Origin of the sequence: Dokdonella sp., from assembly GCF_039926425.1 — a bacterium.
GTDB lineage: Bacteria > Pseudomonadota > Gammaproteobacteria > Xanthomonadales > Rhodanobacteraceae > Dokdonella_A.
Genome location: NZ_JBDSWZ010000092.1, coordinates 1 through 22,093, shown reverse-complemented (window position 1 = coordinate 22,093; position 22,093 = coordinate 1). Strand labels below are relative to the sequence as shown.

Here is a 22,093-nt window from a genome sequence, read left to right as displayed (position 1 = left end):
CCGTCAGGACGCGGCCAGCGTCTCCACTTCGGCCATCAGGCGGGCGCGTATCTGCGCGTGACCGTAGTTGCGCACCACATAGTCACGCGCGCGTGTCGAATGGCCCGCGCGTGCCGCATCATCCAGCGACATCACCGCGTCGATGGCCGCGTGCAGTCCGTCTTGCCCAAGAAAAACAAAGCCGCTGTCGCTGCCCGCGACGTGATCGGCGAGGATCTCGCACGCACCATTCACCACGATCGGCGTGCCTTGCGCCATCGCTTCGAGCGCAACGATGCTGAGGCTTTCATACGCTGACGGATGCACGAACGCGCGTGCGCCGGCCATCAGCGCGAACTTGCGATCTTCGTCGACGAAGCCGAGATAGCGCACGTTGTCGCTGTCGACCACGCCAAGCTGGTTCGATCCCGTCAGCAGCAGTTTCAGGTGCGACGGATGTGCGCTCTTGTACTGCTCGAATGCCGCAATCAGCATCGGGCAGCCCTTGTGCGAATCGATGCGGCCGCAGTAGAGCAGGTACGGAAAATTCTCGCGTGCCGGTTCAACGACTCGTGTCTCGACGGTCATCGAAACGATCGTCCCTGTGCTGATTCCCCAAAGGCGATCGGCGATTGCGCGCTCCGCGGCCGTGTTCCACAACAGTTGCGGCGTGCGCAGCGCCGCGTGTGCGAACACGCTGAAGTACGCGGGCGGTTCGTCGTGCAGCGTCGGCACCACCGCCCAGCGGCGGTGGCGCAGCGCGCGCGCGCCGTCGTAGGTGGTGGCGTAGAGGTAAGTAACGAACAGGATCGCGGCGTAGTCGTCGCCATGGTCTGCCAGATGCGCGACCAGCCCGGGACACTGAGGCCCCTGTGCGCGGATAAATTCTTCCTGCAGCGCTTCGGTCCATCGCACGCGCCTTGAAGGGTACACGCCCCCTGACGCCGATGCGTCGAGAAGAAGCTTGCGGTGGAGCTCATGAAAATAGGGGCCGCGTTCGCCCGCAACGCGAAACCGCCGGATCGTCACGCCGTCGCGCTTTTCGATGCCCTCGGGCAGATCATTTTTCCAGTGCGTGTAGTCACTCGCGGTGGAGCTCAGCACGTCGACCGCGTAATCGCCCGCGAGCAGTTGGGCGTACTGCCAGGCGAGGGCTTCGGCGCCGCCGACAATCTTCTCGTGGCAGCGCGGGCTGACGATCGCGACGCGTTTCACAGCGCGGGTTCCAATGCTGCAAAGAACCGGTCGCGCAGCACGTCGTGTGCAAACTCGCGCTGAAAGCGGCGGTGTGCGCGATCACGCAGATCGTTGCGGAATCCGTCATCGGCGCGCAGCCGCTGAAGGCTCGACGCGTACAGCCACGGATCGGCTTCCTCCCACGCGATCCCGCCTCCGCCGAGTGTTCCAGGAATGGCGCTCGAGGCATGGGCGACGATCGGCACGCCAAGCGCCATGGCCTCGATCAGCGGCACACAAAACCCCTCGTGCCGGCTCAGGATCATGAACGCGTGGCTTGCAAGGTAGGCGGTCTTGATCTGCGACTCGTTCAACGAATCGAGCCACCAGATGCGATGGCCCAACTGATGCGCGTCTGCGCGCGCGCGGATCCGCTCCGAATACGCATTAAGACGAGGATCGGATTTTCCAACAATGATCAGTCGCGCGGGATCGCCGTAGCCGTCGACGAAGCGCGCGAACGCATCCACCAGCTCCACGTGGCCCTTGTTGGGCGCGATCCGTCCCACCATCAACACATTGTGGGTGCCGTCGTCGAGCTCGGACAGCAGCGTCATGTCGACCGGTGCTTCGAGCAACTGGGCGATGCGATGGAACGGCGCAATCACCACGGTGCTGTCGGCGTCGGCCCCCGCGCTGACCAGCTCCCCGGCGTTGTACGCCGAGTCACACATGTAGAGTTCGCAGCCGAGCCGCGCGAGAGCGGGGATTTCCGCGCGGCCGTCGGCGCAGGCCGCAGCGTGGTCCACCGAGAACTCCGTGAAAAACTCCGGCGGGGTGATGTTGTGATAGCGCACGACACGGAACCCGCGCGCGCGCCGGAGAATATCCAGCCCCGGGGGCCAGCCGACCGAGAAATGGTAGATCACCAGGTCGTCGTGTCCACCCGCGAATTCGAGCAGCTCGGAGGCCGGATACGTCGCGTCCGCGACGCCGACCGCAACGTCGCAGAACAGCCGGGCATCGATGCCGCGGTCGATCAGAAGCTGCACCATCGCGCGCGCATCGTTGCCGACAGCGTCGGCTCCGGCGAGCACCGGCAGCAGGATCGCCGCCTTCATGCTGCGAACCGGTGCTGCATGATGTCGAGCAGGCGCACGCCGAGAACCGACGGCGCAAATGTGGATTCATACCTTTCACGTCCACGCTGGCGCAACGTGTTTCGCAACGGCGCATCGTCGGCGATGCGTGCGACGGACTCTGCAATCACGTGCGGATCGGCGTTCTCCCACAACAACCCGGCATCGCCGAGGGTGCCGGGCAGGGCGCTCGACGCAAGCGCAATCACCGGCGTGCCGAGGGCCATTGCCTCGACCACGGGCACGCAGAATCCTTCATGCCCACTCAACATCACCAGCGCGTCGGCGCGTTCGTAAGCGCCGCGCAACTCGGCTCCGCCGGCGTCCTGCAGCCAGGTGACGCGCGACTCCAGCCCACGGTCTGCAATCAGCGCCGTCACGGCGTCGCCATAGCGCGCGAGATTCGGGTCGAGTTTGCCGATGATCAAAAGACGCGCGTCGCGCGCGCGACCGGCAACGCAGGCGGCCAGTGATTCGATCAGATCGAGGTAACCCTTGTTCGGTGACATGCGTCCCACCATCAGCAGCAACGGCGAGCCAAGCGGCACGCGGCGGGTGTCGGCCTCGATGGTGCGAAGTTCGTCCACTTCGTGGAATGGTGCGAGAACCTCGCAGCGCGCGGGATCCACTCCGCGCGTGGTGAAATCCTCGATGTTGAACGCGGAGTCGCCGAGGACGAGGTCATAATCGAGTCGGGCGAAGGCGTCGAGTTGTGCACGACCCTCCGCGCAGGCACTGACGTACCCCGGCGACCAGCCTTCGAAGAATTCCGGCGGCGTGATGTTGTGATAGCGCACGATGCGTCGCACGCGCAGGCGTCGCAACAGCGCGAGAGCAAACTCCCATCCCACGCAGTAGTGATAGATCAGCAGATCACGTGGCGATTGCAGCCAGCCCTCGATTTCCTCGGGCGTACCGACCGGGTCGTCGATGGCGCGCGCATGCGGTGCGAAAAGGCGAACCTCGTGGTTTGCCCCCCGCAGCACGCTCGCCATCTGCCGCGCGTCGTTGCTCACCGCGTCGTGCGGACTGAGACCCGGTACCAGCATCGCCACTCTCATGCGACGGACGCCGCGCTCATGGTCGCGTCGTCAGCACGGCAATGCCGCCGTCGGCCGGGAGCACTTGCGCCGGTGCGAATCCGGCCGCTGCAAACACGGCCGACCAGCGCCGTGCGTCCATAATCGAGGCGCCCTGCGGCTCGATGCGGAACGGCTCACTTTCGATCCGCGCGAGCAGCAGTCCTCCGGGTTTGAGCACGCGCCCGATCTCGCGCGTCAGCCGATCGATACCCGACCGGTCATCCGGCAACGCAGCCCGACCCAGCGTGATGCCGTCGAGCGATGCGTCGTTGCATCGAGCGAGTGCCGTCATCGCATCTCCAACGGAGATGGCTGCGCCGCCCGCTCGCGTACGCTCGACCAGCGCAACGTTTGCTTCGATGCCGCTGGCGTCCAGACCATGCGACATCAGCAGATCCAGCCACAACCCATCTCCGCTGGCGAGGTCCAGCACGCTCGATTCCGCCGGCAATCGCTGCATCAGTGCGCTCGACCAGTTGCGGTAACGCTCATTCCGAGCGGCCGCTGCGTCAGGACCTTCGTCCACGAGCGCCGCGAGCGCATCCGTCCGCTCGCTCGATGCCGCTTCAGCCGACTCGAGATCGTCGAGGCTGCGTTGCAGCGAAACGAGCCAGTGGTTCACGGTATGCACCAGATGGCGCAGTTGCACCAGTTCATCGGACGATGCGTGAAGTCGCTGGTCCAGCGCATGCGTGTGGTCACGCATGACGTCTGCCTGCTCCCGCGCAACGCGCAGATCGATCGTCAACTGTTCGGTGCGCCGATCGTGTGCGTCATTGAGTGCCTGCTGCCGCACGAGGGAATCTGCATGCTGCGCAACCAACCCTGCATGCCCGGCGACCAACGCAGCATGCTCCGAGCCCAACGCGGAATGCAGTCCGCGCAACTCCGATTCGGCGCGCGCCTGCGTATCGCGAGCCGCATGGAATCCCGCAGCGGTCGAGGTATCGGCAGCTCGCTGGTGTCGCAGCATCACCGCGAGCCCGGCAAACGCGATCGCCCATTCCACCAAATAGCCCAGCACCGGGACGCGCGCGAGCTTGGCGATCGCGTACCGCGGCAACAGCCCGTGGACGCGCGCCCCGACGTGCTTGCCCTCCCGCGACCAGCGCAGGTTGCCGAGGATTTCGGCCTTGCTCGCCCCCGATGCGAGCAGACGGATCTGCGCGTGTGATCCGCCCTCGTCCGGTTCGCGTTTGAGCAGTGCCCGGAATGCGTTGTCGACGAACGCGATGTAGTGAATGCCGGTGAGGTCGGACAGCGCGTAATCGAGCCGCTCGCGCTCGATGGGCACTCCGGCGCTGGCCGATTTCGCCTCGGGAATCGAACGCGCCGGCGGATCAGCGCGGGGCAGCGGATCACGATGCCGCGCGACATCCGCCTCCGCGCGGATTTCGTCCTTGATGCGTTCGAGGTAGTCGTCTTGTTCGCTGGCGTTCACGGCGTTCCGTCGATGTCTGGCCACTCGAGATCATCGTCCGACCCCGGACAACCCGGAAGCGCGATGACGAACGGCGTCGCGATGCGCGCGGGGCGAACCCCTGCTGCCGCCGGCTGCCGCCCGTCGAAGACATTCCGCAGGTCACTGCGAGCGGGAACGAGCAGCAGAAAAAGGAATGATGCCATACGATCGCGCGGTGACGATATCAACCCGCGCATAGGCGGGCCCGTGGCGGCCATCGAACTTTGCGGCGACCCGACGCCAGCGCGCACGACCGGCGCGAAGCGCGGAGTCGTAGTTGGCCAGCGGGGCGGTCGTGGATGGGCGCGCGCCGAGCAGGGTGGTTTCCAGATAGTGCGCCGCATCGCCGACGGAGCGCGACTGGAATCCGACAAAGGCGTGTCCCGGCACCAGCACGATGAAGGTGCGCAGACCGAGCCGTTCCAGAACCGACGCGATCAACACGCTGCTGTCGAGGCAGTTGGCCTGTCGGTCGTCCCAGATCGAGCGCAACAGGCGCACGCGCTGGCTCCACACCGACGGACCACGGCTGAGTGCCGGATCGCCATTCGCATAGCGCAGGCCGCGACGTTCGAGCGCCGCCCAGACGGCGCCGACCCGACGCCGATCGACGTCGTCGCCGCGGCCGCTCGGCGCGGCATCAAAAGCGGGGTCGAATGCGCGTGCCGCGGCAAGCACTTCGTCGACCACCGGATCGGCCGGATTGACGTAGCCTGCGAACGCCCAGCCGAGATCGACCCGGTCCTGGCCTTCGCGGACGAAGTACAGCGCGTCATCGAGCGGATGGACGCGGACCGCGACCCGGCGCGATTCGGGCAGCCGACCCGGAGCTTCCAGCGTCACCGTCATCGTTTGGCGGCGCGGCGCGCGCAGATGCGCCAGGTCGTCGACATCCCAGTCGAGCAGCGGCCGCAGGTCCAGCGATCCCGGCACACTGCCGGCGCCGGGCATCACGGTCGCCGGCGCGCGCAAGCCCGGCGTCTCGATGCGCACTCGCAGATCAGCCGGGATATCGCCGCCGCGGACGTGCACGCTGACCAGCCCGTCACCGCCACCAAACCGGGTCGAGGCGCCGGACCGGGATGCCTGTGAAAGCTGCAACGCCGGAAACAGTTGATCGACCGGGGTGATGTCGACCTGCCATTCGAACGCAACGGCGTGAGCCGCAATGAATGTTGTGAGGAGGGTGAACACGCAGCGTCTGAGGTGACGTACCATTCGGTCGAGCCAGCGAATACATCGCCCGACTATCGTTGTCGCGCCCCGCTGCTGTCCAGCCTGCCACTCCGGAGTTTTCGCATGCGTCCGATCGTGACCACCGTCCTGATTGCTTCTTTCCTGTGCGCCTGCAGCCCGTCGACCCCGCAGTCCGCGGCACCCGTGCCGGCCAAGCCCGCCGACTCGATGAAGGCGTCGCCAGCTGCACCGCCGCCCGCCGCGCCGCCCGCCGAGGCTGCGGCACCGCCAAAGGAAATTCCGGAAGGCGCGTGCGGAGACCAGTCGAAACTCCCGGCGGCCGATCGCGTCGCGAACACCGCGCGCTGGACGACCGCGAGCGAGCAGAACAACTTCGGCTTCGATGTCTTGCGGGGCGACACGGAAAAAGGCGAATTCAAGAAGATCACCAAGGATCCGATTCTCGGTGCCGGCACGTCGGACGAAACACACAAGTACGAATTCCACGACGACAACATCGATCCGTGCAAGGAATACTGGTACTACGTCGAGGGCATCTCCACCAACGGAACGCACGAGAAGTTCAGCCCGGTGTTCCGTGCGCCGCCGAAGCACCGCCCGGTGGGCAGCCCGGCCACACCGGCGCCTGCCCAGCACTGAGCCGGTACCGCGCGGCCGCGCCGGCATGACAACGCCGGCGTCTGCCGGAGCGCGCCGTCGGTTCCTGCCGGCGGCGCTGTTCCTCGTTTTGTTCTGTACCCTGCAAGCGCTGCTGTGGTTCGCGTATTACGGCCACGGCGCGAAGGCACTGGTCGGCGACGAACGGGTTTATCAGGACACTGCCGTGTCGATCCTGGCCGGCGGTCCGTGGATGCCCAGCTCGATCTGGCCGCCGCTGCAACCGCTGTTTATCGCGGCGATCTATGCACTGTTCGGGCCTCACCTGGTGGCCGTGCAGATCGCGCAGACCCTTCTGTTCGTCGTGTGTGGCGCGCTGCTGCGCGATGTGTGGCGCCGGCTCGGCGCTGGCGTCGCGGCGGCCAATGCTGCCGCCGCATTGTGGCTGCTCAACCCTGCCGCTGCGGCGTACGCGCATTGGCTATGGCCGGAATTGCCGCACCTGACCCTGCTGCTTGCGGCACTTTGCCTTTTGGTGCGGGCGCCGACTCGTTTGCGTACCGGAGCCGCGGGGCTGTGCACCGGGCTTGCGATGCTTGCCAAGAGTCTGCTGTCGGTGTTCTGGCCATTGCTGCTGATCGTCTTCGTGCAGCGCGAGCGTCCGCGCTTTCGCCTGCGCGCCGCGGCGATATTCGTGTTCGCACTCGCGGCGATCACCGGCCCGGCGCTGCTCCATGGCTGGCGCACCTGGGGCACGCCGATGATCGCGGACAGTTCGATTTACAACCTGTGGGTCGGGCTGACCGACAACCGGCGCAGCGATTATGTCGACGACATGGGCGGAGCGACGTTGCCGGCGTTCCTCGCGAGTGCGGCGACGCCGCAGCAACGCAACCTCATTTATCGGGACAAGATCGGCGCGGAGATCGAGCAACGGGGCATCCCGGCGATGCTGCTCGGCCAGATCGGTCGGCAATACTTCCGGCTCTTCAGCGCAAAGACACCGCTGGTGTCGCAGCTGCCCGGCCCGGCGTGTTCGGGGCACCTGTCCGTCTATCGTGCCGGCCCGCAGCTGACCACGATGCTGACCGTGGCGAACAGCGCGATGCACGCGCTGTTGCTTGCGCTGTGCGCGTTCGGCGTCGCTTGCCGGCGCTGGAAATGCGTGCCCGATCGGCGCGCCGCCGCCATCCTCGCGGTGGTCGTCGCGTTCCTTGCGTACCAGCTCGCACTGTTCCTGCTGATCCACGTGAAAGCGCGCTTCCTGCTCCCCATGCTGCCATTCCTGTGCGGCTTTGCCGGCAGTTTCATGGTTGGTGTGCGAGAGCGCTGGCAGGGCGGAGTTGGCCGGCCGACTCTCGCGCTCACGCCGCTGCGCCTTTCGCTGGGCGCGGCTCTGGCAACGTTGTTGCTGTTCCTTGCTTTCGCCGGACCTGCACTCGATCACCTCTGCGGCACCTGAGTCTGCGGGCCTGTCCGAAGCGAATCCGGTATCCTCGCGGACGCCCCTGACTTCCATTGCCGCATGCACCGTCACCTGATCGAGCTCATCCTTTTCAGCACCTACGCAGAGCTGCGTGCCGAAGCCGCGCGCAGCTATCTGGGCCTGATCTGGTGGGTACTGGAACCGGCGATGATGATGGGCGCGTTCTGGCTGGTGTTCGACGTGATCCTGCACACCGGCGGACCGGATTATCTGCCCTTCCTGCTGATCGGGATGACGCTGTGGCAGTGGATGAAATCGTGCATCACCCATGGCGGCTATGCGATCTGGAGCAATCTTGCGATGGTGCGCCAGGTGAACCTGCCGCCGATCGTGTTTCCGCTGATCGCGATGTTGTCGGACACCGTGAAGTTCATGTTCATTTTTGCGTTGCTCGTTGGCATCCTGTGGGCCATGGGGTACCCGCCGAATGCTGCTTACTGGGCGCTGCCGATCCTGTTCCTGGCGATCTTCGCCGCTGCCGCGGGCGCCGGGTTCGTGGTCGCATCGATCGTTCCGCTGGTGCCCGATCTGCGCTTCGTGATCGAACAGGTGCTCACTGTGGTGATGTTCCTTTCCGGGGTCATTTTTCCGCTGGCCAAGGTGCCGCCGGGTTTGCAATGGCTGATGGCGCTCAATCCGGTCGCGGTGGTGATGGACGATGCGCGCGGCATCCTCATGCATGGCCAGTTGCCCAACTGGATCGGCCTCGGCAAGGTCGGCGCGATCGCTCTCGCGATGTGCGCGATCGGTTCGTTGACCGTGCATCGCCTCGCCCCGCGCTTTCCGAAACTGGCCGGCTGACATGGGCGAGATCCTGATCGAACTCGAACACGTCGGCATCGCCTTCAGCGCGGGACGCAGCGTCGTCGGTGGACGGTTCTGGGCACTGGAAGATGTGAACCTTCAGCTGCGTCGCGGCGAGCGCCTCGGCGTCATTGGCCGCAACGGTGCGGGCAAGAGCACGCTGCTGCGGGTGATCGCCGACATCCTCGCGCCCGATCGGGGGCGCGTGCGGCGCGCTCCGGTGACGTGCCAGCTCCTGTCGCTGTCGCTCGGCTTCGTGCCGCATTTGTCGGGACGCGACAACGCGGTGTTGTCCGGATTGATGCTCGGTCTTCGCCGTCGCGAGATCGTGAAACGTCTACCTGCAATCCGCGAGTTTTCCGAACTCGGCGACTTCTTCGACCAGCCGATTGCCACCTATTCCTCCGGGATGAACATGCGGCTGGCGTTCTCGGTCGCCATCCAGGTGGAGCCGGACGTGCTGCTGATCGATGAAGTGCTCTCCGTCGGAGACGCCGAATTCCAGCAGAAATCGGGCGCCGCGATGGCGCAGCGCATGGGCGAAGGGCAGACGGTGGTGCTGGTCAGCCACGACGAAAGCCAGATCGCCAAACGGTGCGACCGCGTGCTGTGGATCGAGCACGGGCGCAGCGTGCTCGAGGGGGGCCGCGACGAGGTCTTCGCCGCATACCACAACGATCTCCACCTGGTCGCGGACAAACGGTGAACCCGTTCGACGCCGAGCGTCTCGGCAGGCTGGCGCACGCGTTGCACGCGTCACCACGCCAGTTGCTGGTGTTGGCGGCGCGCATCGCCCGCGTGGACGATGTCGATGATCCACGCTGCCGCAGCGCGCTGGCCGCCGCACGGAGGCCGTGCGAAGCGGCGCACACGACGGCCATGCTGTTGATGACGCCGGTCACGAGTTTCGCGCAGGACGACCTCGCGGCGGCGCTTGCATTGCCGCCTGCGGCGCGGCGCGGGGCGGACGCATGAGCGCTCGCGGCACCGCACTGATTGTCCTGGCGTGGAACCAGTGGCTACTGACGCAGCGCTGTCTCGACACGCTGCTGGCAAGCGAACTGGATGTCGCCGAGGTGATCGTCGTCGACAACGGAAGCACCGACGCGACCGTGGCCGGGCTTGACACCTATGCGGATCGGGTCCGCGTCATCCGGCTGCGGGAGAACCTCGGTTTCGTCCGTGGAATGAATGCCGGTATCGCGGCGGCGCGCCCCGACGACGACGTCGTGCTGCTCAACAATGACCTGCTCTTCACGCAGGCAGACTGGCTCGGTCGACTGCGTGACGCCGCGTATGCGTCGCCCGTGAATGGCATCGTCGGCTGCCGGCTGCTGGGTCCGGAAGCGGAAGGGCGCGTGTATCACGTCGGCGGATTCATCGAAGCCGATGAACTGGCCGGGCAGCAGACCGAAGCAGGCACGATCGAGCGGGACGTCGCGCAATATGTTTCCACACGGCGCGTGCAGCACATCGCATTCGCGCTCGCCTACCTCCGGCGCGATTGCCTCGATCGCATCGGCCTGCTCGATACGGCGTACCACAGCTATTTCGAGGACACCGACTACTGCCTGCGCGCGGCGGAATCGGGGATCGCGAGCGTCGTCGCCGGCGCGGTCACACTGCGGCACGATCAGCATGGATCGACTCAGGACGACAACGGTTTCCGCCAGCGCCTGTGGAACGACAGTCGCGCGACATTCGCGCGCCGTTGGCAGCGTCCTCTGGCCGACGACTATCGAGGCGATCTGCTGTGGCAGGGCGCAACGCGCTACCCGTACGCGCACGCGCACATCGCCCGGATGCTGGTGCGACGACTCGACGCGCGCGGATTGCGCATGGGGTACGAGGCGGTCGAGCGGGAAATCGGCAACGCCGGTGATTTCCGCCTCGATCTCGCGGCGCGTCGACGCGGTCCGGTCCGGCCCGAGGTGTCGATCGTTTGCGCGCCCGCGCTGGCATTCACGCGGGCCAAAGGTCGTCATCGCATCGGCATCGGCTTTGGCGAGTGGGAGCGCGTGCCGCCCGAGTGGGCCCGTTCCGCGAACGCACTCGATCGCCTTCTCGTGCCCGACGCGTTCCAGAGCGAGGCGTTCCGCGCTGCGGGAGTCACCATTCCGATCGACGTGTTTCCGCTCGGAGTTGATCGCGAGTACTGCCATCCGGGCGTTCCGGCACCGCGCAGCTCGCCGGATCATTTCGTCTTCCTCGCGGTCGCGGACGACCTTGAGCGCGATGCGCCGCTCGTGCTGGTCGACACGTTCCTGCGCACGTTCCGCAAGGACGCGCCGGCGAGTCTGCTGCTGCACGTGCAGCCCGGTCGCGACGCCGTGTCGATCACGCAAGCGGTCGTGGCTCGCGCCGCCGGCGATCCGCGCGTGCGCGTCCTCTCCGACTGGGGTTATCCGTGGCATCAGCGCGCGCAGTTGCTCGCCGCCGCCGACGCGTACGTGTGTGCACGTCGCGGCGGCGGATGGGATCCGTTCGTGGACGAGGCGCTTGCGTGCGGAAAGGTGCTGGTTGCGACCGCGTTCGGCAGCCACGCCGACCGCGTGCGCGAAGAAGGTTTCGCGGTCGACTCGGTGTCTGTGAGCGATCCGCGCTATCCCGGTCTTCGCTGGACGGAACCCGACGCCGACGCACTGGCTGCGCGGCTTCGCGAGGTGTTCGAAGGTCGCAAGTATTTGCTCGATCGCGCCAGTGAGCGCGCGGACGCGTTCGCGACGGCGCACGATATCGACAATGGCGCCGAGCGCCTCGTGGATCTCGTCACGCGTGAGGGTCGTTACGCGGCGGCTCGCGTTGTCCCGCGTCGGCACCGTCCGGCGGATCTTGCGCGTGTAGCGAGCGGTCAACTCGTCGTGCTCGGGATGCACCGCTCGGGCACGTCGAGCGTTGCCGGGTTGCTCGCACGGATGGGCGTGTCGGTCGGGCCCGCCGATGATCTTCTGCACGGCCCCGACAATCCGAAAGGCCACTACGAATCGGGCCGCGTGCACATGGCCTGCGTGCGCCGACTCGCTGCCACAGGAGGCGACTGGCGAGATCCGCCATCGACGGCAAGCGGCATTGACGTGGATGCGTTCCGCCGCGAAATGGCGGTGCTGATCGACGGGTTCGACACGCACCGACCGTGGCTGATCAAGGAGCCACGCTTGTGCCTGCTGGCGAAAGAACTGCTGCCGCTGCTGACGCGTCCGGTGTTCGTGCACGTGGTGCGCGATCCGCTCGCGGTGGCGCAGTCGCTTTGCGCGCGCGATGCGCTCGACGGCGGGTTTGCGCTTGCGCTGTGGGAGCGCTACACGCGCGCCGCGTTCGACGCAAGCGATGGATGGCCGCGCGTGCTGATCGACTACACGCAACTGCTCGCCGATCCACAGGCGGCCACGAAACGATTGCTGGACGGGCTGCAGGCGCTCGGCGTGGCCGGACTCGCGATGCCCGACCCGCACGCCTTGCGCGAATGGATCGAACCGACGTTGGACCGCGATGGGTCGCCGATGGCGTCCGTACAGCTGACGCGAGCGCAACGCGCGCTCCAGGCGAGCATCGAGGATCACAGCATTCTCGACGCCGTTCCCTCGCCGGCGCGGGCGGCCACCGAGCGTCGTCAACGCGACGCAGGCTGAGCGCGATGTTCGGCTTCCTGCGTCGAACGCGCCTGCCATTGATCGCCCCGTTGCGTTCGATCGACTGGAACGGCGACACGTTGACGCTGGTGCTCGACGCGGATGCGGATGCGGATGCGGAGGTGACACTCGATATCGACGGTTGCTTCTTCTCGCCCTTCACGTTCGACGAAAAGGGTCGCGCGACTTTGTCCATTCCATTTTCTCCGGCCGGTCAGCCGGTGTTCCATGTGCTGCCGCGCGTCCGACGCAACGGTGCCGAACTCGTTGCGCAACCCTTGCGAGCAACACAGGGCATCCGAGGTCTCGTCGCTGCACCCGCTGTCGTACCCGCGCTTTCCCAATCGACACTTCCGGCTTGCTGCGTGCCGTTCGGCGTGGAACTGGCGGCGGTGGACATGGCCATTGTCGTGCCGGTGTACAACGCGCCCGCGATGGTGGCAGCGTGCCTTGACGCGGTACTTGCCCAGACACGGGGCCGCGCACGCCTCATCATCATCGATGACGCGAGTACGGACGCCGGCATCGCGCCGCTGCTGGCGCGTTACGATGGCATCGAGCGCGTTGAAGTCTTGCGCAACGCGGAGAATCTCGGATTCACCGGGACCGCGAATCGCGGCATCGCGCACGCGGGCCGCGCCGACGTCGTGCTCCTCAACGCCGACACCGAAGTCGGTCCGCAGTGGCTTGCAGGGCTGCGACGCGCGGCGTATGCCGACGACGAGATCGCCACGGCCACTGCGGTCTCGGACAACGCAGGGGCGTTTTCCGTGCCGGAACTGGAGCAGGCGAACGAAACGCCTGCGGCGTGGTCCGGTATCGATTGCGCGCGCGCGTCGTGGCAGCACGCAGGTATGGCGTATCCGCAGTTGCCGACCGGCAACGGATTCTGCCTGTACATCCGGCGCAGCGTGATCGATGCGGTCGGTGTTCTCGACGAAGCCGCATTCCCGCAAGGCTATGGCGAAGAAAATGATTTCTGCCAGCGCGCCTCGGCTCTCGGCCTTCGCCATGTGATCGCCGGCAACGTGTGGGTTCGACACGCCCGCAGCATGAGTTTCGGAGACGAACGGCGCCATTTGCTCGGTCGCGCCGGCATGGACGTGCTGCGCGAACGCTGGCCGCGCTACGAAGCGGATGTCGGCGCCACGCTGCTCTCCTTCGAGCGGCGCGTGCTCGACTGGCGCGTGCGTCGTCTGTACTCCAGCGCGAGCGCCGCCAATCGTGCGCGCATGCGGGTGTTGTGGGTGGGCGCAGGGGCGCCGGACTGGCCTGACGCCGAGGTGTGGAACCTGCGCGCGAACGGTGCGCGCAACGAGCTCGTCTGCGACGAACGGATCATCGCAACAAACACCTGGGAAGCGGCCGATCCTGAGCCGTCGTATCGCGCGTTGTGGAACTGGCTGCAGATCTACGCAATCGAGTGGCTGGTGGTCGGCGAGCGCAAGCAGTCCGCCGCTGAAATCCTCTGCGGCCTGCTCGACATCCCGATCGCGATCGTCCAGCCGACGGCACCCTCCGCAATCGAGGCATTGCGTGCGGCAGAATCGGACACCGCAAGTTTCCCGGAGCGCCGCGCATGAGTGGGTCATCCAGCACCGCATTGATCACCGGCATCAGCGGGCAGGACGGTGCGCTGCTCGCCGCGCATCTGCTCCACCAGGGCATGAACGTGATCGGCACGCATCGACCCGGTGGCGCGCCGGACGTCTGGCGTTTGCGCGAACTCGGCGTCGTCGCAAATCCCCGCTTGCGTCTGGTCGCGCTCGATCCGCTCGATCCGCACGCGTGCGTCGACTGTGTTGCGGCGGTCGCGCCGGATGCGCTGTTCCATCTGGCCGGACAGTCACGGGTTGCCGATTCATTTCGCGATCCGCGCGGCAGCATCGCGGCCAACGGGACGAGCACCATCAACCTGCTCGAAGCGGTGCGCACCCAGGCATCGCAGGCGCACTTCGTGCTCGCATCGAGCGCCGAGATTTTTGGCGAACCGGCGCATTCGCCCCAAAACGAGACGACGCCCGTCGCGGCGCGCTCGCCCTATGGCTTGTCGAAACTGATCGCGCATGGCGCAGTGGGTAGCTGGCGCGCCAGCTTCGGCGTGCGCGCGTCGAGTGCGATCCTGTTCAATCACGAATCCTCGTTGCGCGATGAGGCGTTCGTCACGCGCAAGCTCAGCCGCGCCGTTGCGCGCATCGAACTCGGACGGGAGACGGCGATCGCACTGGGCAACCTCGATGCGCGTCGCGATTTCGGCTACGCGCCGGACCACGTCGCCGCGATGGCCGCGATGGCGCTGCGTGCGCAGGGAGACGACTTTGTGCTCGCGACCGGCATCGCATCGAGCATTCGCGAATTCGCCACGGCGGCTTTTGCAGCGGCGGGGATCGCCATCGACTGGTTTGGCGAAGGCGTCGACGAGGTCGGCGTCGAACACGGCAGCGAGCGGGTGCGCGTTCGCGTCGATCCTGCCTTTTTCCGCCCGATCGACGCGCCGCTGTTGGTCGGTGATGCCGCCAAGGCGCGGCGCGAACTCGGCTTTGCGTCGACGTTCGACCTTGCCGGCCTTGCGCGCCACATGGTCGAGGCTGATGGTGCGCGTGAGCGGAACCCAACTACCTGACGATTGAAAAACGAAGAACACGAAGGAGATCCGGGCTGAGGGCGTTGGTCTTTCGCAGCTTCCAGCACGGAACGCGCTCAATCCATGCCAGGTGGCCGCGCATGAATCCGGTGTTCTTCGTGTTCTTCGTGGTTCAATCGTTTCCGCCCCTGCGCGACCCCCTTACATGACCCACTCACGATGCGCGTGATCCTCAACGTCGATGCGATCACGGCGCCGCTGACCGGAATCGGTCGGTACGCGCTTGAACTCGCACGAGGGCTTGCGAGTCATCGCGACGTCGAGGCCTTGCGTCTCTACTCGGCCTATCAGTGGGTCGACGATCCGGAGAACGCACTCGCGGCGAACCGCACGATTGCCGCAGTGCGGCGCAACGTGCCGTTCAAGGAATTCGCGCTGGAGGCCTACACGCATCTGCGCTCGGCGATGTTTCGCATGCACACGCGCGGCATGCGCGACTGGCTGCTGCACACGCCGAACTATGTCCTGATGCCATTCGACGGGCCTGCGGTCACCACCATCCACGATCTTTCGTGGCTGAATCATCCGCAGACGCATCCGCGCGAGCGCGTGCGTTTTCTCGACCGCCATCTGCCGCGCACTCTCGAAAAGGCATCGGCGATCCTTACCGATTCCGATTTCATCGCGGACGAAATCGTGTCGAAACTCGGCGTCGACCGTGCAAGGCTTCGGGTCATTCCGCTCGGCGTCGACGCGGCCTATCGTCCACGCCCGGCGGCCGAGCTCGCGCCGGTGCTCGCAAAATACGATCTCACGCGGGGTGCCTATCTGCTGGTTGTCGCCACGCAGGAGCCGCGCAAGAATCTTGCCCGGTTGGCGCGTGCCTACGCCGCATTGCCCGCGGCATTGCGTGCGCGACATCCGCTGGTGATCGTCGGCGCGCGCGGCTGGCTGAATGCGGAACTGGAGCAGTCACTGGCGCCGCTCGAGGCGCGTGGTGAGGCACGGCGACTGGGCTACGTCGCCGAGGATGAGCTTCCGCTGATCTATGCGGGCGCGCACTCGTTCGCGTTCCCATCGCTCTATGAGGGGTTCGGTTTGCCGGTCCTCGAAGCAATTGCCAGCGGGGTTCCCGCGCTGACCTCCAACGTGTCCTCGTTGCCTGAAGTCGCTCGCGATGCGCAGGGATCGATCGCACTGAACGTCGATCCGCTCGACGAGACGGCGCTGCGCGAGGGTCTGGTGACCCTGTTCGGCGATGAGGATTGGCGACGCTGTGCGATTGCGCGCGGGGTGAGGCGTGCAGGCGAACTGACCTGGGCGCGCTGCGTCGAGGAAACGGTGGTGGTCTACCGCGACGTCATTGCGCGGACCTGAGTCACACCTCGGCGATCGGCTGCATTGAACTGCGCGTGCGTATCGCTATAGGCTGAAGAAATTGCCTGGAAACCTCTTCAATGACCCGACTGCAATTTCGCTGGCTTGCGAGCCTTGCGGCGCTCGTTGCCACGCATGCGTTCGCGCAAGCGCTGCCCGAGCCGAAGCCGACCGAACCGTCCGCCACGGCCGCTGCGGCTCCCGTCTCGGCGGCGGCGGAGGGCATCTATGCGGCGACGCGGCCGAGTCTCCTGCAGATCCGCACGCTGGTGGAGGCTGCAGGTCGGCAGTCCTCGATCGGATCCGGGTTCCTCGTCGCGGCCGACGGGCTGGCCATCACGAACTACCACGTGGTCTCTCAGTACGCGCTGGAGCCCAAAACCTATCGCCTCGAATTCGCGCGGCCGGACGGCATGCAGGGTCCGCTGACCTTGCTCGCGATCGACATTGCGAACGACCTCGCGGTGGTCAGGCTTGCCGGTTCGGATCTTCCCCATCTGGCGTTTGATCCGGTTGCGGTGGCGGGCGAGTCGCCGCGTGGCGAGCGCGTCTATGCAATGGGCAATCCGCTTGATCTCGGATTCACCATTGTCGAAGGCACCTACAACGGGCTGGTCGAGCGCAGCTACACCGAACGCGTGCATTTCACCGGCGCGATCAACCCGGGCATGAGCGGTGGCCCGGCGGTCACCGACGGCGACAAGGTGGTCGGCATCAACGTCGCCAAGCGTCTGGATGGCGAACTCGTCAGCTTTCTCGTTCCAGCGCGCCACGCAGCGGCGCTGCTCGCGCGCGCGCGAAAGGATCCGCCGATCGATCTTTTGCAGGTGCGCGAAGAGATCGACCGCCAGCTGATCGCGTGGCAGGCCGGCTTTTACCAGGGCCTCGATGCACAGGGTTTTCGTGCAACGACGTTTGGTCCGTACCAGGCGCCGGAAAGCGCGTCGACCTGGTTCAACTGCTGGGCGCGCACCAATGCCGAGCAGACGCCGAAGCCGCGTGCGCAGATGGACAGTTCCAGCTGCACGTCGCAGAGCTCGCTCTTCATCGCCGGGGATTTCGACAGCGGCCGCGCCGAGCTGTCGCACGCGTATGTGCGCAGCACCGACCTCAACGCGTTCCAGTTCGCCGCGTTCCTGTCGCAGTATTACGGTTCGGCGTCGATGGCGCGCTCGTGGTCGCGCAAGCGGCTCACCGAGCCCGCATGCCACGAGGATTTCGTCGCACCCGCGGACCCTGCAATGGCACCGGTGCTGCGCGCGGTGTGGTGCGCTCGCGCCTACCGTGATTTCGCCGGCCTCTACGACGTTGCGCTGACCACGGTCACGCAGGACCGCAGCCGCGAGGCGCTGGTGTCGCGCCTGGTGATGCAGGGCGTCAGTTACGAGAACGCACTGGCGCTCGGCAAGCGGTTCATGGGAGAGGTCACATGGACGAAGTGACCTGGATCGAAGTGCTGACACGCCAGCGGGACGTCGCATCACGCCAGCGCTTCGACGGACGCAACATCATCACGATCGGACGCGCTTACGACAACGACGTGGTCGTCGATGACGTGCACGTCGCTGCGCATCATCTGCGTCTTGCGCGCGGCGACGACGGCGTGTGGATCGCCGAGGACCTCGGCAGCATCAACGGCGTTCGTCTGGAGGGAGCGCGCGTGATGCGCGGGCCGATCGTTCTCGACGGTTCGGGCACGTTGCAGATCGGCGCGACGTTTGTACGTCTGCGCACGTCCTCGCAGCCGGTCGCCGCGGAACTGCCGCTGGTGCGTGGCACGCCGCGTTGGCCGATCGCGCTGGCGTGTTTCGCGTTCGTGCTCGGCGTCGCATTGCTCGACCTGTGGCGCGCCGAGACAGCCGAGCCGAAGCTGATTCGCTATCTGTCACCGGTGCTTGTGCTCGCCGCGGTCGTTGCCGCATGGACCTGCGTGTGGAGCGTGCTTTCGCGCATCCTGACCGGGCACGCGCGCTTCGGAACGCATCTGCTGGTGATCTGCGCCGGCCTTGCGCTGTACACGATGTATGACGAATCCAGCGAACTGGGTGCGTTCGCATTTTCGTGGACGGCACTTGCGCGCTCGGTGTACATCGGCGCGTGGGTGGCGTTCGCGGCGGTGTGTCTTGCGCACCTGCGCGTGCTCGGTCGCGCGCATCTGCCGATCAAGGTGGCGGCCGTGATCGCGCTGGCGGCTCTTGGTGTCACCGTGCAGACGCTGAAACTGTCGGAATGGCGCGCGACCTACGGTCAGGCATCGACGCTGGAGCGACTCGAACCGCCGTCGATCCGCATTGCACGGCCGCAATCGCAACCTGTGTTCTTCACCCGCAGCGCCGATCTGCGCGCCGCCCTCGATCAGGCCCGTAGCCAGGAACCCGAAGGTGACGCGGCCGCGGACGAGTGAGTCGTTCGCCGCAGCAGGAGTGAATGCGCTGGGAAAAAGGCGCGAACAGCAGCTCGACCGGGGGTCAGTGCGCGTTGCCCGGCGCGCCCGCTGCAGGCCCATCGAATCCGAGGATCTCGATCGTGTCTTCGGTGCGCACGGGAGTCTTCGCCGCCGGTTCGACTAGGCGCTTCCACCATGCCGACCAGCGCGACTGCGCTGCAGGCAATGTCGACTCGGCGGACATGTCGACCGAGCCGATTGCATCGCGTCCGGTGGTCGGCGACGACGCGTAGATGCGCGCCGTCGCAATCGTGCCGGATGGCGTCAGGGGCAGCGGCAGGCGAAAACGCGTGTCGTTCGAGTGGTAGGTCGACGAGACGAGCCTGGCGCCTTTGTCGTCGAGCCAATCCACTGCGACGTTTCCGTCGAACCGGTTCTGGCCAAGATCGATCAGGATTCCGCGATTCCAGCGGTCGCCATCGACCATTGTCCGGGCGACGTCGCGTGGGCGTTCGAGCACCACGGCCGGATCGCCGAGCAGGTTGTACATTTCCACCAGGGTGCGATCCGGCGATCCCTTCTTTGCACGGACGATCGCTTCGCCGATGGTTGCGCCCGGCTGCAGCAGTTCATGCATCACCGCGGTGCTGTAGGCCGGGGACGGCGTGTTGCGCCAGGACGCAGCAAACACAGCAATGGCTCCCTTGCCCGGTTCGCGCAGGAACCGTTCGCCGATCGAATCCTCGGTTGGGTTGTCAAACGGCGCCGAATAGCAGGTCATCGACAGCACCATCGGCAGCAGCGCGCCGTTCTTCAGCGAGGAGACGTCGTCGAGCGTGAAGAGGTCGGCATTCTTGCGCAGGTCCACCGGGCCGGTACGCCAGATGTAGCGCCCGCCATGGCCGATGAAATGCACCAGCAGCCGCCCTTCGTCGATGCCGTCGCGGATCGCCGTCTGATGCAGCGCGTTTTCGGTTTCCTTCGGGCTCGCGTAGACCTTGTCGGCGAGGAAGCCGTCTTTCCCCAGCGACTTGGCGATCGTGTCCGAGGCCTGCTTGAAGCCTTCGATTTCGTCGGTGATGAACATGACGTCGCGCCGCCATGCGCCCAGTTGCGGCGTCGATATGTAGGCAATGGTCTTGTCGACAATCGCCTTCACTTCAGCGGGCTCGATCACCGGGAATCGACCGACGGCAACCACCGGATGCCAGTCGTCGCCATTCACCGCGCCGAACCAGTTGTCGCTTGCAGACTGACCTTCCGGCGATGGGTACTGCCAGGTCGGAATCAGGTTGCGATCGGCGAGAGATGCAGTCTTTTCCTTGTACTGCGAGCCGGGCACCGCACCGAAATGACCGGGAAACAGCAGTTCCTGGTCGGTCCACTTCGCGTAGTTGAGATCGTTGTAGGTGTCGTGACGGATGTCGAAACTGGCATCGCCGACGAGCAGCAGGAAGCGCGGCTTGCGCGCCAAATCGCGCGTCGCCGCGGCGACCAGATTGCGGATCGCCTGAGGATGCGTGATGCCGTGGTTGAACTGGTCGTACACCCGATCGACATCGAGCACGGCGACTTTCAGACCCCGTTTCTCGTGAAACTGCGCAAGCGGCCGAATCGCATCCATGAGTTTCGGATGCGCGACGATGAGGTAGTCGAAGCCATCGCCGGATCCACGCCAATTCTGTTGGGCGACGGCGCGCATCGAACCGGGTTGCGCGAATTTTCCATCGATGGCCGGGTAAAGATCGGTATCCGCCGGCGCTGCCGCAAACGCGTAACGCCCTGCGGTCGTTGGCTTGCCGGGCCGACGCACGCCGTCGCTGCCGTACAGCACAGGATCGCCCGCACCGCGGTAGCCGAGCTGCAGCGCGCCTGGCGCCCCGTCGCGCACCGAAAACGACTGCGCACCGGCATCCAGATCGCCGGTGATCGGGTAGCGTGCTTCCACCCAGTTGAACATCACCACGTCGACCGCGATGACCGCAGGCGCCCACGGCAGCGGCCGCTTGGGAACGCGCAACGTCAGAACGTTGCCTGCGGCGTTGAGCATCGATGAAGGAACCGCCAGATCACGCCGCACTTCATCGCGTCCGTTCCACGCCAGCGGTGCCAGCGCGTGACCATTCACGCTGATCTCGACGAGGTGATCGTCCGGCTTGGAAGCTTTTTCCTTCGCGGGCGGCGCCACCTCCGACAAGCCGCGCAAGTCGAGCGTCAGCTTCACGCTGCCGCCGCGCGTGTCGAGATCGGGCAGATCGAAGCGCGTCTCGAACGGCTTCGGATCGACATGCGTCAGCTTGGCCCATTGCCAGACATCGGCCTCCTCGCCAGGCTTCTGCTGCGCCTGGTCGAGGCGGATCATCAGATTTTCCTGCTCGACGTGGGTGACCCGCTCGAGGGCGGCGTGTCCGTCATCGGCGGGGTCGGCGTCGCGGATGCGCGCGTGCGCGCCAGGCGCCGCGCCCAGAAGGTAGACATTGTTCACGCTGAACGCGTCGTACCAGCTTTCCGGGCCGTGCAGTGGCAGGCCGATCCATTCGAGATGGTCGCCATCGGCGAAACGATCACCCTTGGCCACCACACGGATCGGCACTTCGCGACCGCCTTGGCTGAGCGCGAGGTCGGCGACCGCACAATCGGCCAGGGCGGGCTGCTTCGCCGCGATCGCCGCATGATCGAGCGCATACACGCCCGCATGCTCCAGCTCGATGTGCAGCTGGCCGCTGCAGGCAAGAAGGGGCAGGGGCGCGGCGGAAACAAGCAGCGCGGAGGCGCGAATCAGCAATCTGGGGAGCATGGCGGCATGAATGCGTGGCGGCGCAGGGCGCACTGCCGGAGTGGGAGGTAACAGGAAAGGCTACCGCCCTGTTGCCGGCGCCGCAACCGCCGCAGGACCGTAGTAACGCTCCAGCAGCGCCGCGACCGCGGGCATCGCGCTGCGCAACGTACCCGGGTCGGAGAAATGCAGCTCGCTGGTCACTGCGAAGAATTCGTCGACGCTTTCGGCGGCATACGGATCCACCTGCGTTTCACGACCTCGCTCGACCGCGCGCACGAAGCCGTCGTACGCCGCCTGCATGATGCCGACCCACTCACTTCGTCGAATGGTCGATGGAAGCCGAGGCGTGCCGTTCATCGCGCCATCGCGCATGTCGAGTTTGTGCGCGATTTCATGCACGACCACATTGAAGCCGT

The 22,093-nt window shown here is 66.0% G+C and carries 18 protein-coding genes; 11 read left to right on the top strand and 7 right to left on the bottom strand.

The window, feature by feature from the left end; all coding sequences use genetic code 11:
- Positions 1 to 3: 3 nt before the first annotated feature.
- The 5 genes from ABIV12_RS06155 to ABIV12_RS06135 form a co-directional block, all read right to left on the bottom strand.
- Positions 4 to 1,194, bottom strand: a complete 1,191-nt coding sequence (locus ABIV12_RS06155) for a glycosyltransferase family 4 protein (protein ID WP_348057325.1) — start codon at positions 1,192 to 1,194, stop codon at positions 4 to 6.
- Complete coding sequence (locus ABIV12_RS06150; RefSeq protein ID WP_348057320.1) at positions 1,191 to 2,276, bottom strand: glycosyltransferase; 1,086 nt, start codon at positions 2,274 to 2,276, stop codon at positions 1,191 to 1,193. The genes ABIV12_RS06155 and ABIV12_RS06150 overlap by 4 nt, the downstream gene beginning before the upstream one ends.
- The gene (locus ABIV12_RS06145; RefSeq protein WP_348057318.1) at positions 2,273 to 3,355 is read right to left on the bottom strand and encodes a glycosyltransferase family 4 protein; all 1,083 of its coding nucleotides are present in this window, start codon (positions 3,353 to 3,355) and stop codon (positions 2,273 to 2,275) included. The genes ABIV12_RS06150 and ABIV12_RS06145 overlap by 4 nt, the downstream gene beginning before the upstream one ends.
- A gap of 16 nt (positions 3,356 to 3,371) precedes the next feature.
- Complete coding sequence (locus ABIV12_RS06140; protein ID WP_348057316.1) at positions 3,372 to 4,817, bottom strand: methionine biosynthesis protein MetW; 1,446 nt, start codon at positions 4,815 to 4,817, stop codon at positions 3,372 to 3,374.
- A gap of 141 nt (positions 4,818 to 4,958) precedes the next feature.
- Positions 4,959 to 6,056, bottom strand: a complete 1,098-nt coding sequence (locus tag ABIV12_RS06135) for a hypothetical protein (RefSeq protein WP_348057314.1) — start codon at positions 6,054 to 6,056, stop codon at positions 4,959 to 4,961.
- A gap of 81 nt (positions 6,057 to 6,137) precedes the next feature.
- Here ABIV12_RS06135 and ABIV12_RS06130 point away from each other — a divergent pair, with 81 nt between their 5' ends.
- The 11 genes from ABIV12_RS06130 (at position 6,138) to ABIV12_RS06080 (ending at position 18,916) form a co-directional block, all read left to right on the top strand.
- Entirely contained in the window at positions 6,138 to 6,674 is a 537-nt protein-coding gene (locus ABIV12_RS06130) for a hypothetical protein (RefSeq protein ID WP_348057312.1), read from the top strand.
- 25 nt (positions 6,675 to 6,699) lie between these two features.
- Positions 6,700 to 8,094 carry a glycosyltransferase family 39 protein gene (locus tag ABIV12_RS06125; RefSeq protein WP_348057310.1) on the top strand — a complete coding sequence of 465 codons (1,395 nt, stop codon included), beginning with the start codon at positions 6,700 to 6,702 and terminating at the stop codon, positions 8,092 to 8,094.
- Positions 8,095 to 8,157: 63 nt separating this feature from the next.
- Positions 8,158 to 8,919 (top strand): ABC transporter permease, encoded by a 762-nt coding sequence (locus ABIV12_RS06120; RefSeq protein WP_348057308.1) that lies wholly within the window; start codon positions 8,158 to 8,160, stop codon positions 8,917 to 8,919.
- 1 nt (position 8,920) lies between these two features.
- A complete protein-coding gene (locus ABIV12_RS06115) occupies positions 8,921 to 9,628 on the top strand; it encodes an ABC transporter ATP-binding protein (protein WP_348057306.1) in 708 nt (235 codons plus the stop codon).
- Positions 9,625 to 9,897, top strand: coding sequence for a hypothetical protein (locus tag ABIV12_RS06110; protein WP_348057304.1), 273 nt, complete (start codon positions 9,625 to 9,627; stop codon positions 9,895 to 9,897). The genes ABIV12_RS06115 and ABIV12_RS06110 overlap by 4 nt, the downstream gene beginning before the upstream one ends.
- Positions 9,894 to 12,551, top strand: coding sequence for a glycosyltransferase (locus tag ABIV12_RS06105; protein WP_348057302.1), 2,658 nt, complete (start codon positions 9,894 to 9,896; stop codon positions 12,549 to 12,551). The genes ABIV12_RS06110 and ABIV12_RS06105 overlap by 4 nt, the downstream gene beginning before the upstream one ends.
- Before the next feature lie 5 nt (positions 12,552 to 12,556).
- Positions 12,557 to 14,134 carry a glycosyltransferase gene (locus ABIV12_RS06100; RefSeq protein ID WP_348057300.1) on the top strand — a complete coding sequence of 526 codons (1,578 nt, stop codon included), beginning with the start codon at positions 12,557 to 12,559 and terminating at the stop codon, positions 14,132 to 14,134.
- Positions 14,131 to 15,174, top strand: coding sequence for a GDP-mannose 4,6-dehydratase (locus ABIV12_RS06095; protein ID WP_348057298.1), 1,044 nt, complete (start codon positions 14,131 to 14,133; stop codon positions 15,172 to 15,174). The genes ABIV12_RS06100 and ABIV12_RS06095 overlap by 4 nt, the downstream gene beginning before the upstream one ends.
- A gap of 180 nt (positions 15,175 to 15,354) precedes the next feature.
- Positions 15,355 to 16,512 carry a glycosyltransferase family 1 protein gene (locus tag ABIV12_RS06090; protein ID WP_348057296.1) on the top strand — a complete coding sequence of 386 codons (1,158 nt, stop codon included), beginning with the start codon at positions 15,355 to 15,357 and terminating at the stop codon, positions 16,510 to 16,512.
- Positions 16,513 to 16,592: 80 nt separating this feature from the next.
- Complete coding sequence (locus ABIV12_RS06085) at positions 16,593 to 17,954, top strand: serine protease (protein ID WP_348057294.1); 1,362 nt, start codon at positions 16,593 to 16,595, stop codon at positions 17,952 to 17,954.
- Entirely contained in the window at positions 17,942 to 18,916 is a 975-nt protein-coding gene (locus ABIV12_RS06080; RefSeq protein WP_348057292.1) for an FHA domain-containing protein, read from the top strand. The genes ABIV12_RS06085 and ABIV12_RS06080 overlap by 13 nt, the downstream gene beginning before the upstream one ends.
- 64 nt (positions 18,917 to 18,980) lie before the next feature.
- On the opposite strand, the gene ABIV12_RS06075 is transcribed toward ABIV12_RS06080, so the two are convergent.
- Together ABIV12_RS06075 and ABIV12_RS06070 are read right to left on the bottom strand one after the other, a co-directional pair.
- Entirely contained in the window at positions 18,981 to 21,695 is a 2,715-nt protein-coding gene (locus ABIV12_RS06075) for a C25 family cysteine peptidase (RefSeq protein ID WP_348057290.1), read from the bottom strand.
- A 60-nt stretch (positions 21,696 to 21,755) separates the two neighbouring features.
- Positions 21,756 to 22,093, bottom strand: a 338-nt coding sequence (locus ABIV12_RS06070; RefSeq protein WP_348057288.1) for a zinc-dependent peptidase, incomplete at its 5' end; no start/stop codon positions are given.

Coding starts and splice junctions, on each gene's coding strand:
- ABIV12_RS06145 (WP_348057318.1), bottom strand. CDS start 3,355: ATGAGAGTGGCGATGCTGGTACCGGGTCTCAGTCCGCACGACGCGGTG.
- ABIV12_RS06095 (WP_348057298.1), top strand. CDS start 14,131: ATGAGTGGGTCATCCAGCACCGCATTGATCACCGGCATCAGCGGGCAG.
- ABIV12_RS06115 (WP_348057306.1), top strand. CDS start 8,921: ATGGGCGAGATCCTGATCGAACTCGAACACGTCGGCATCGCCTTCAGC.
- ABIV12_RS06150 (WP_348057320.1), bottom strand. CDS start 2,276: ATGAAGGCGGCGATCCTGCTGCCGGTGCTCGCCGGAGCCGACGCTGTC.
- ABIV12_RS06105 (WP_348057302.1), top strand. CDS start 9,894: ATGAGCGCTCGCGGCACCGCACTGATTGTCCTGGCGTGGAACCAGTGG.
- ABIV12_RS06125 (WP_348057310.1), top strand. CDS start 6,700: ATGACAACGCCGGCGTCTGCCGGAGCGCGCCGTCGGTTCCTGCCGGCG.
- ABIV12_RS06090 (WP_348057296.1), top strand. CDS start 15,355: ATGCGCGTGATCCTCAACGTCGATGCGATCACGGCGCCGCTGACCGGA.
- ABIV12_RS06085 (WP_348057294.1), top strand. CDS start 16,593: ATGACCCGACTGCAATTTCGCTGGCTTGCGAGCCTTGCGGCGCTCGTT.
- ABIV12_RS06080 (WP_348057292.1), top strand. CDS start 17,942: ATGGACGAAGTGACCTGGATCGAAGTGCTGACACGCCAGCGGGACGTC.
- ABIV12_RS06100 (WP_348057300.1), top strand. CDS start 12,557: ATGTTCGGCTTCCTGCGTCGAACGCGCCTGCCATTGATCGCCCCGTTG.
- ABIV12_RS06120 (WP_348057308.1), top strand. CDS start 8,158: ATGCACCGTCACCTGATCGAGCTCATCCTTTTCAGCACCTACGCAGAG.
- ABIV12_RS06130 (WP_348057312.1), top strand. CDS start 6,138: ATGCGTCCGATCGTGACCACCGTCCTGATTGCTTCTTTCCTGTGCGCC.
- ABIV12_RS06075 (WP_348057290.1), bottom strand. CDS start 21,695: ATGCTCCCCAGATTGCTGATTCGCGCCTCCGCGCTGCTTGTTTCCGCC.
- ABIV12_RS06135 (WP_348057314.1), bottom strand. CDS start 6,056: ATGGTACGTCACCTCAGACGCTGCGTGTTCACCCTCCTCACAACATTC.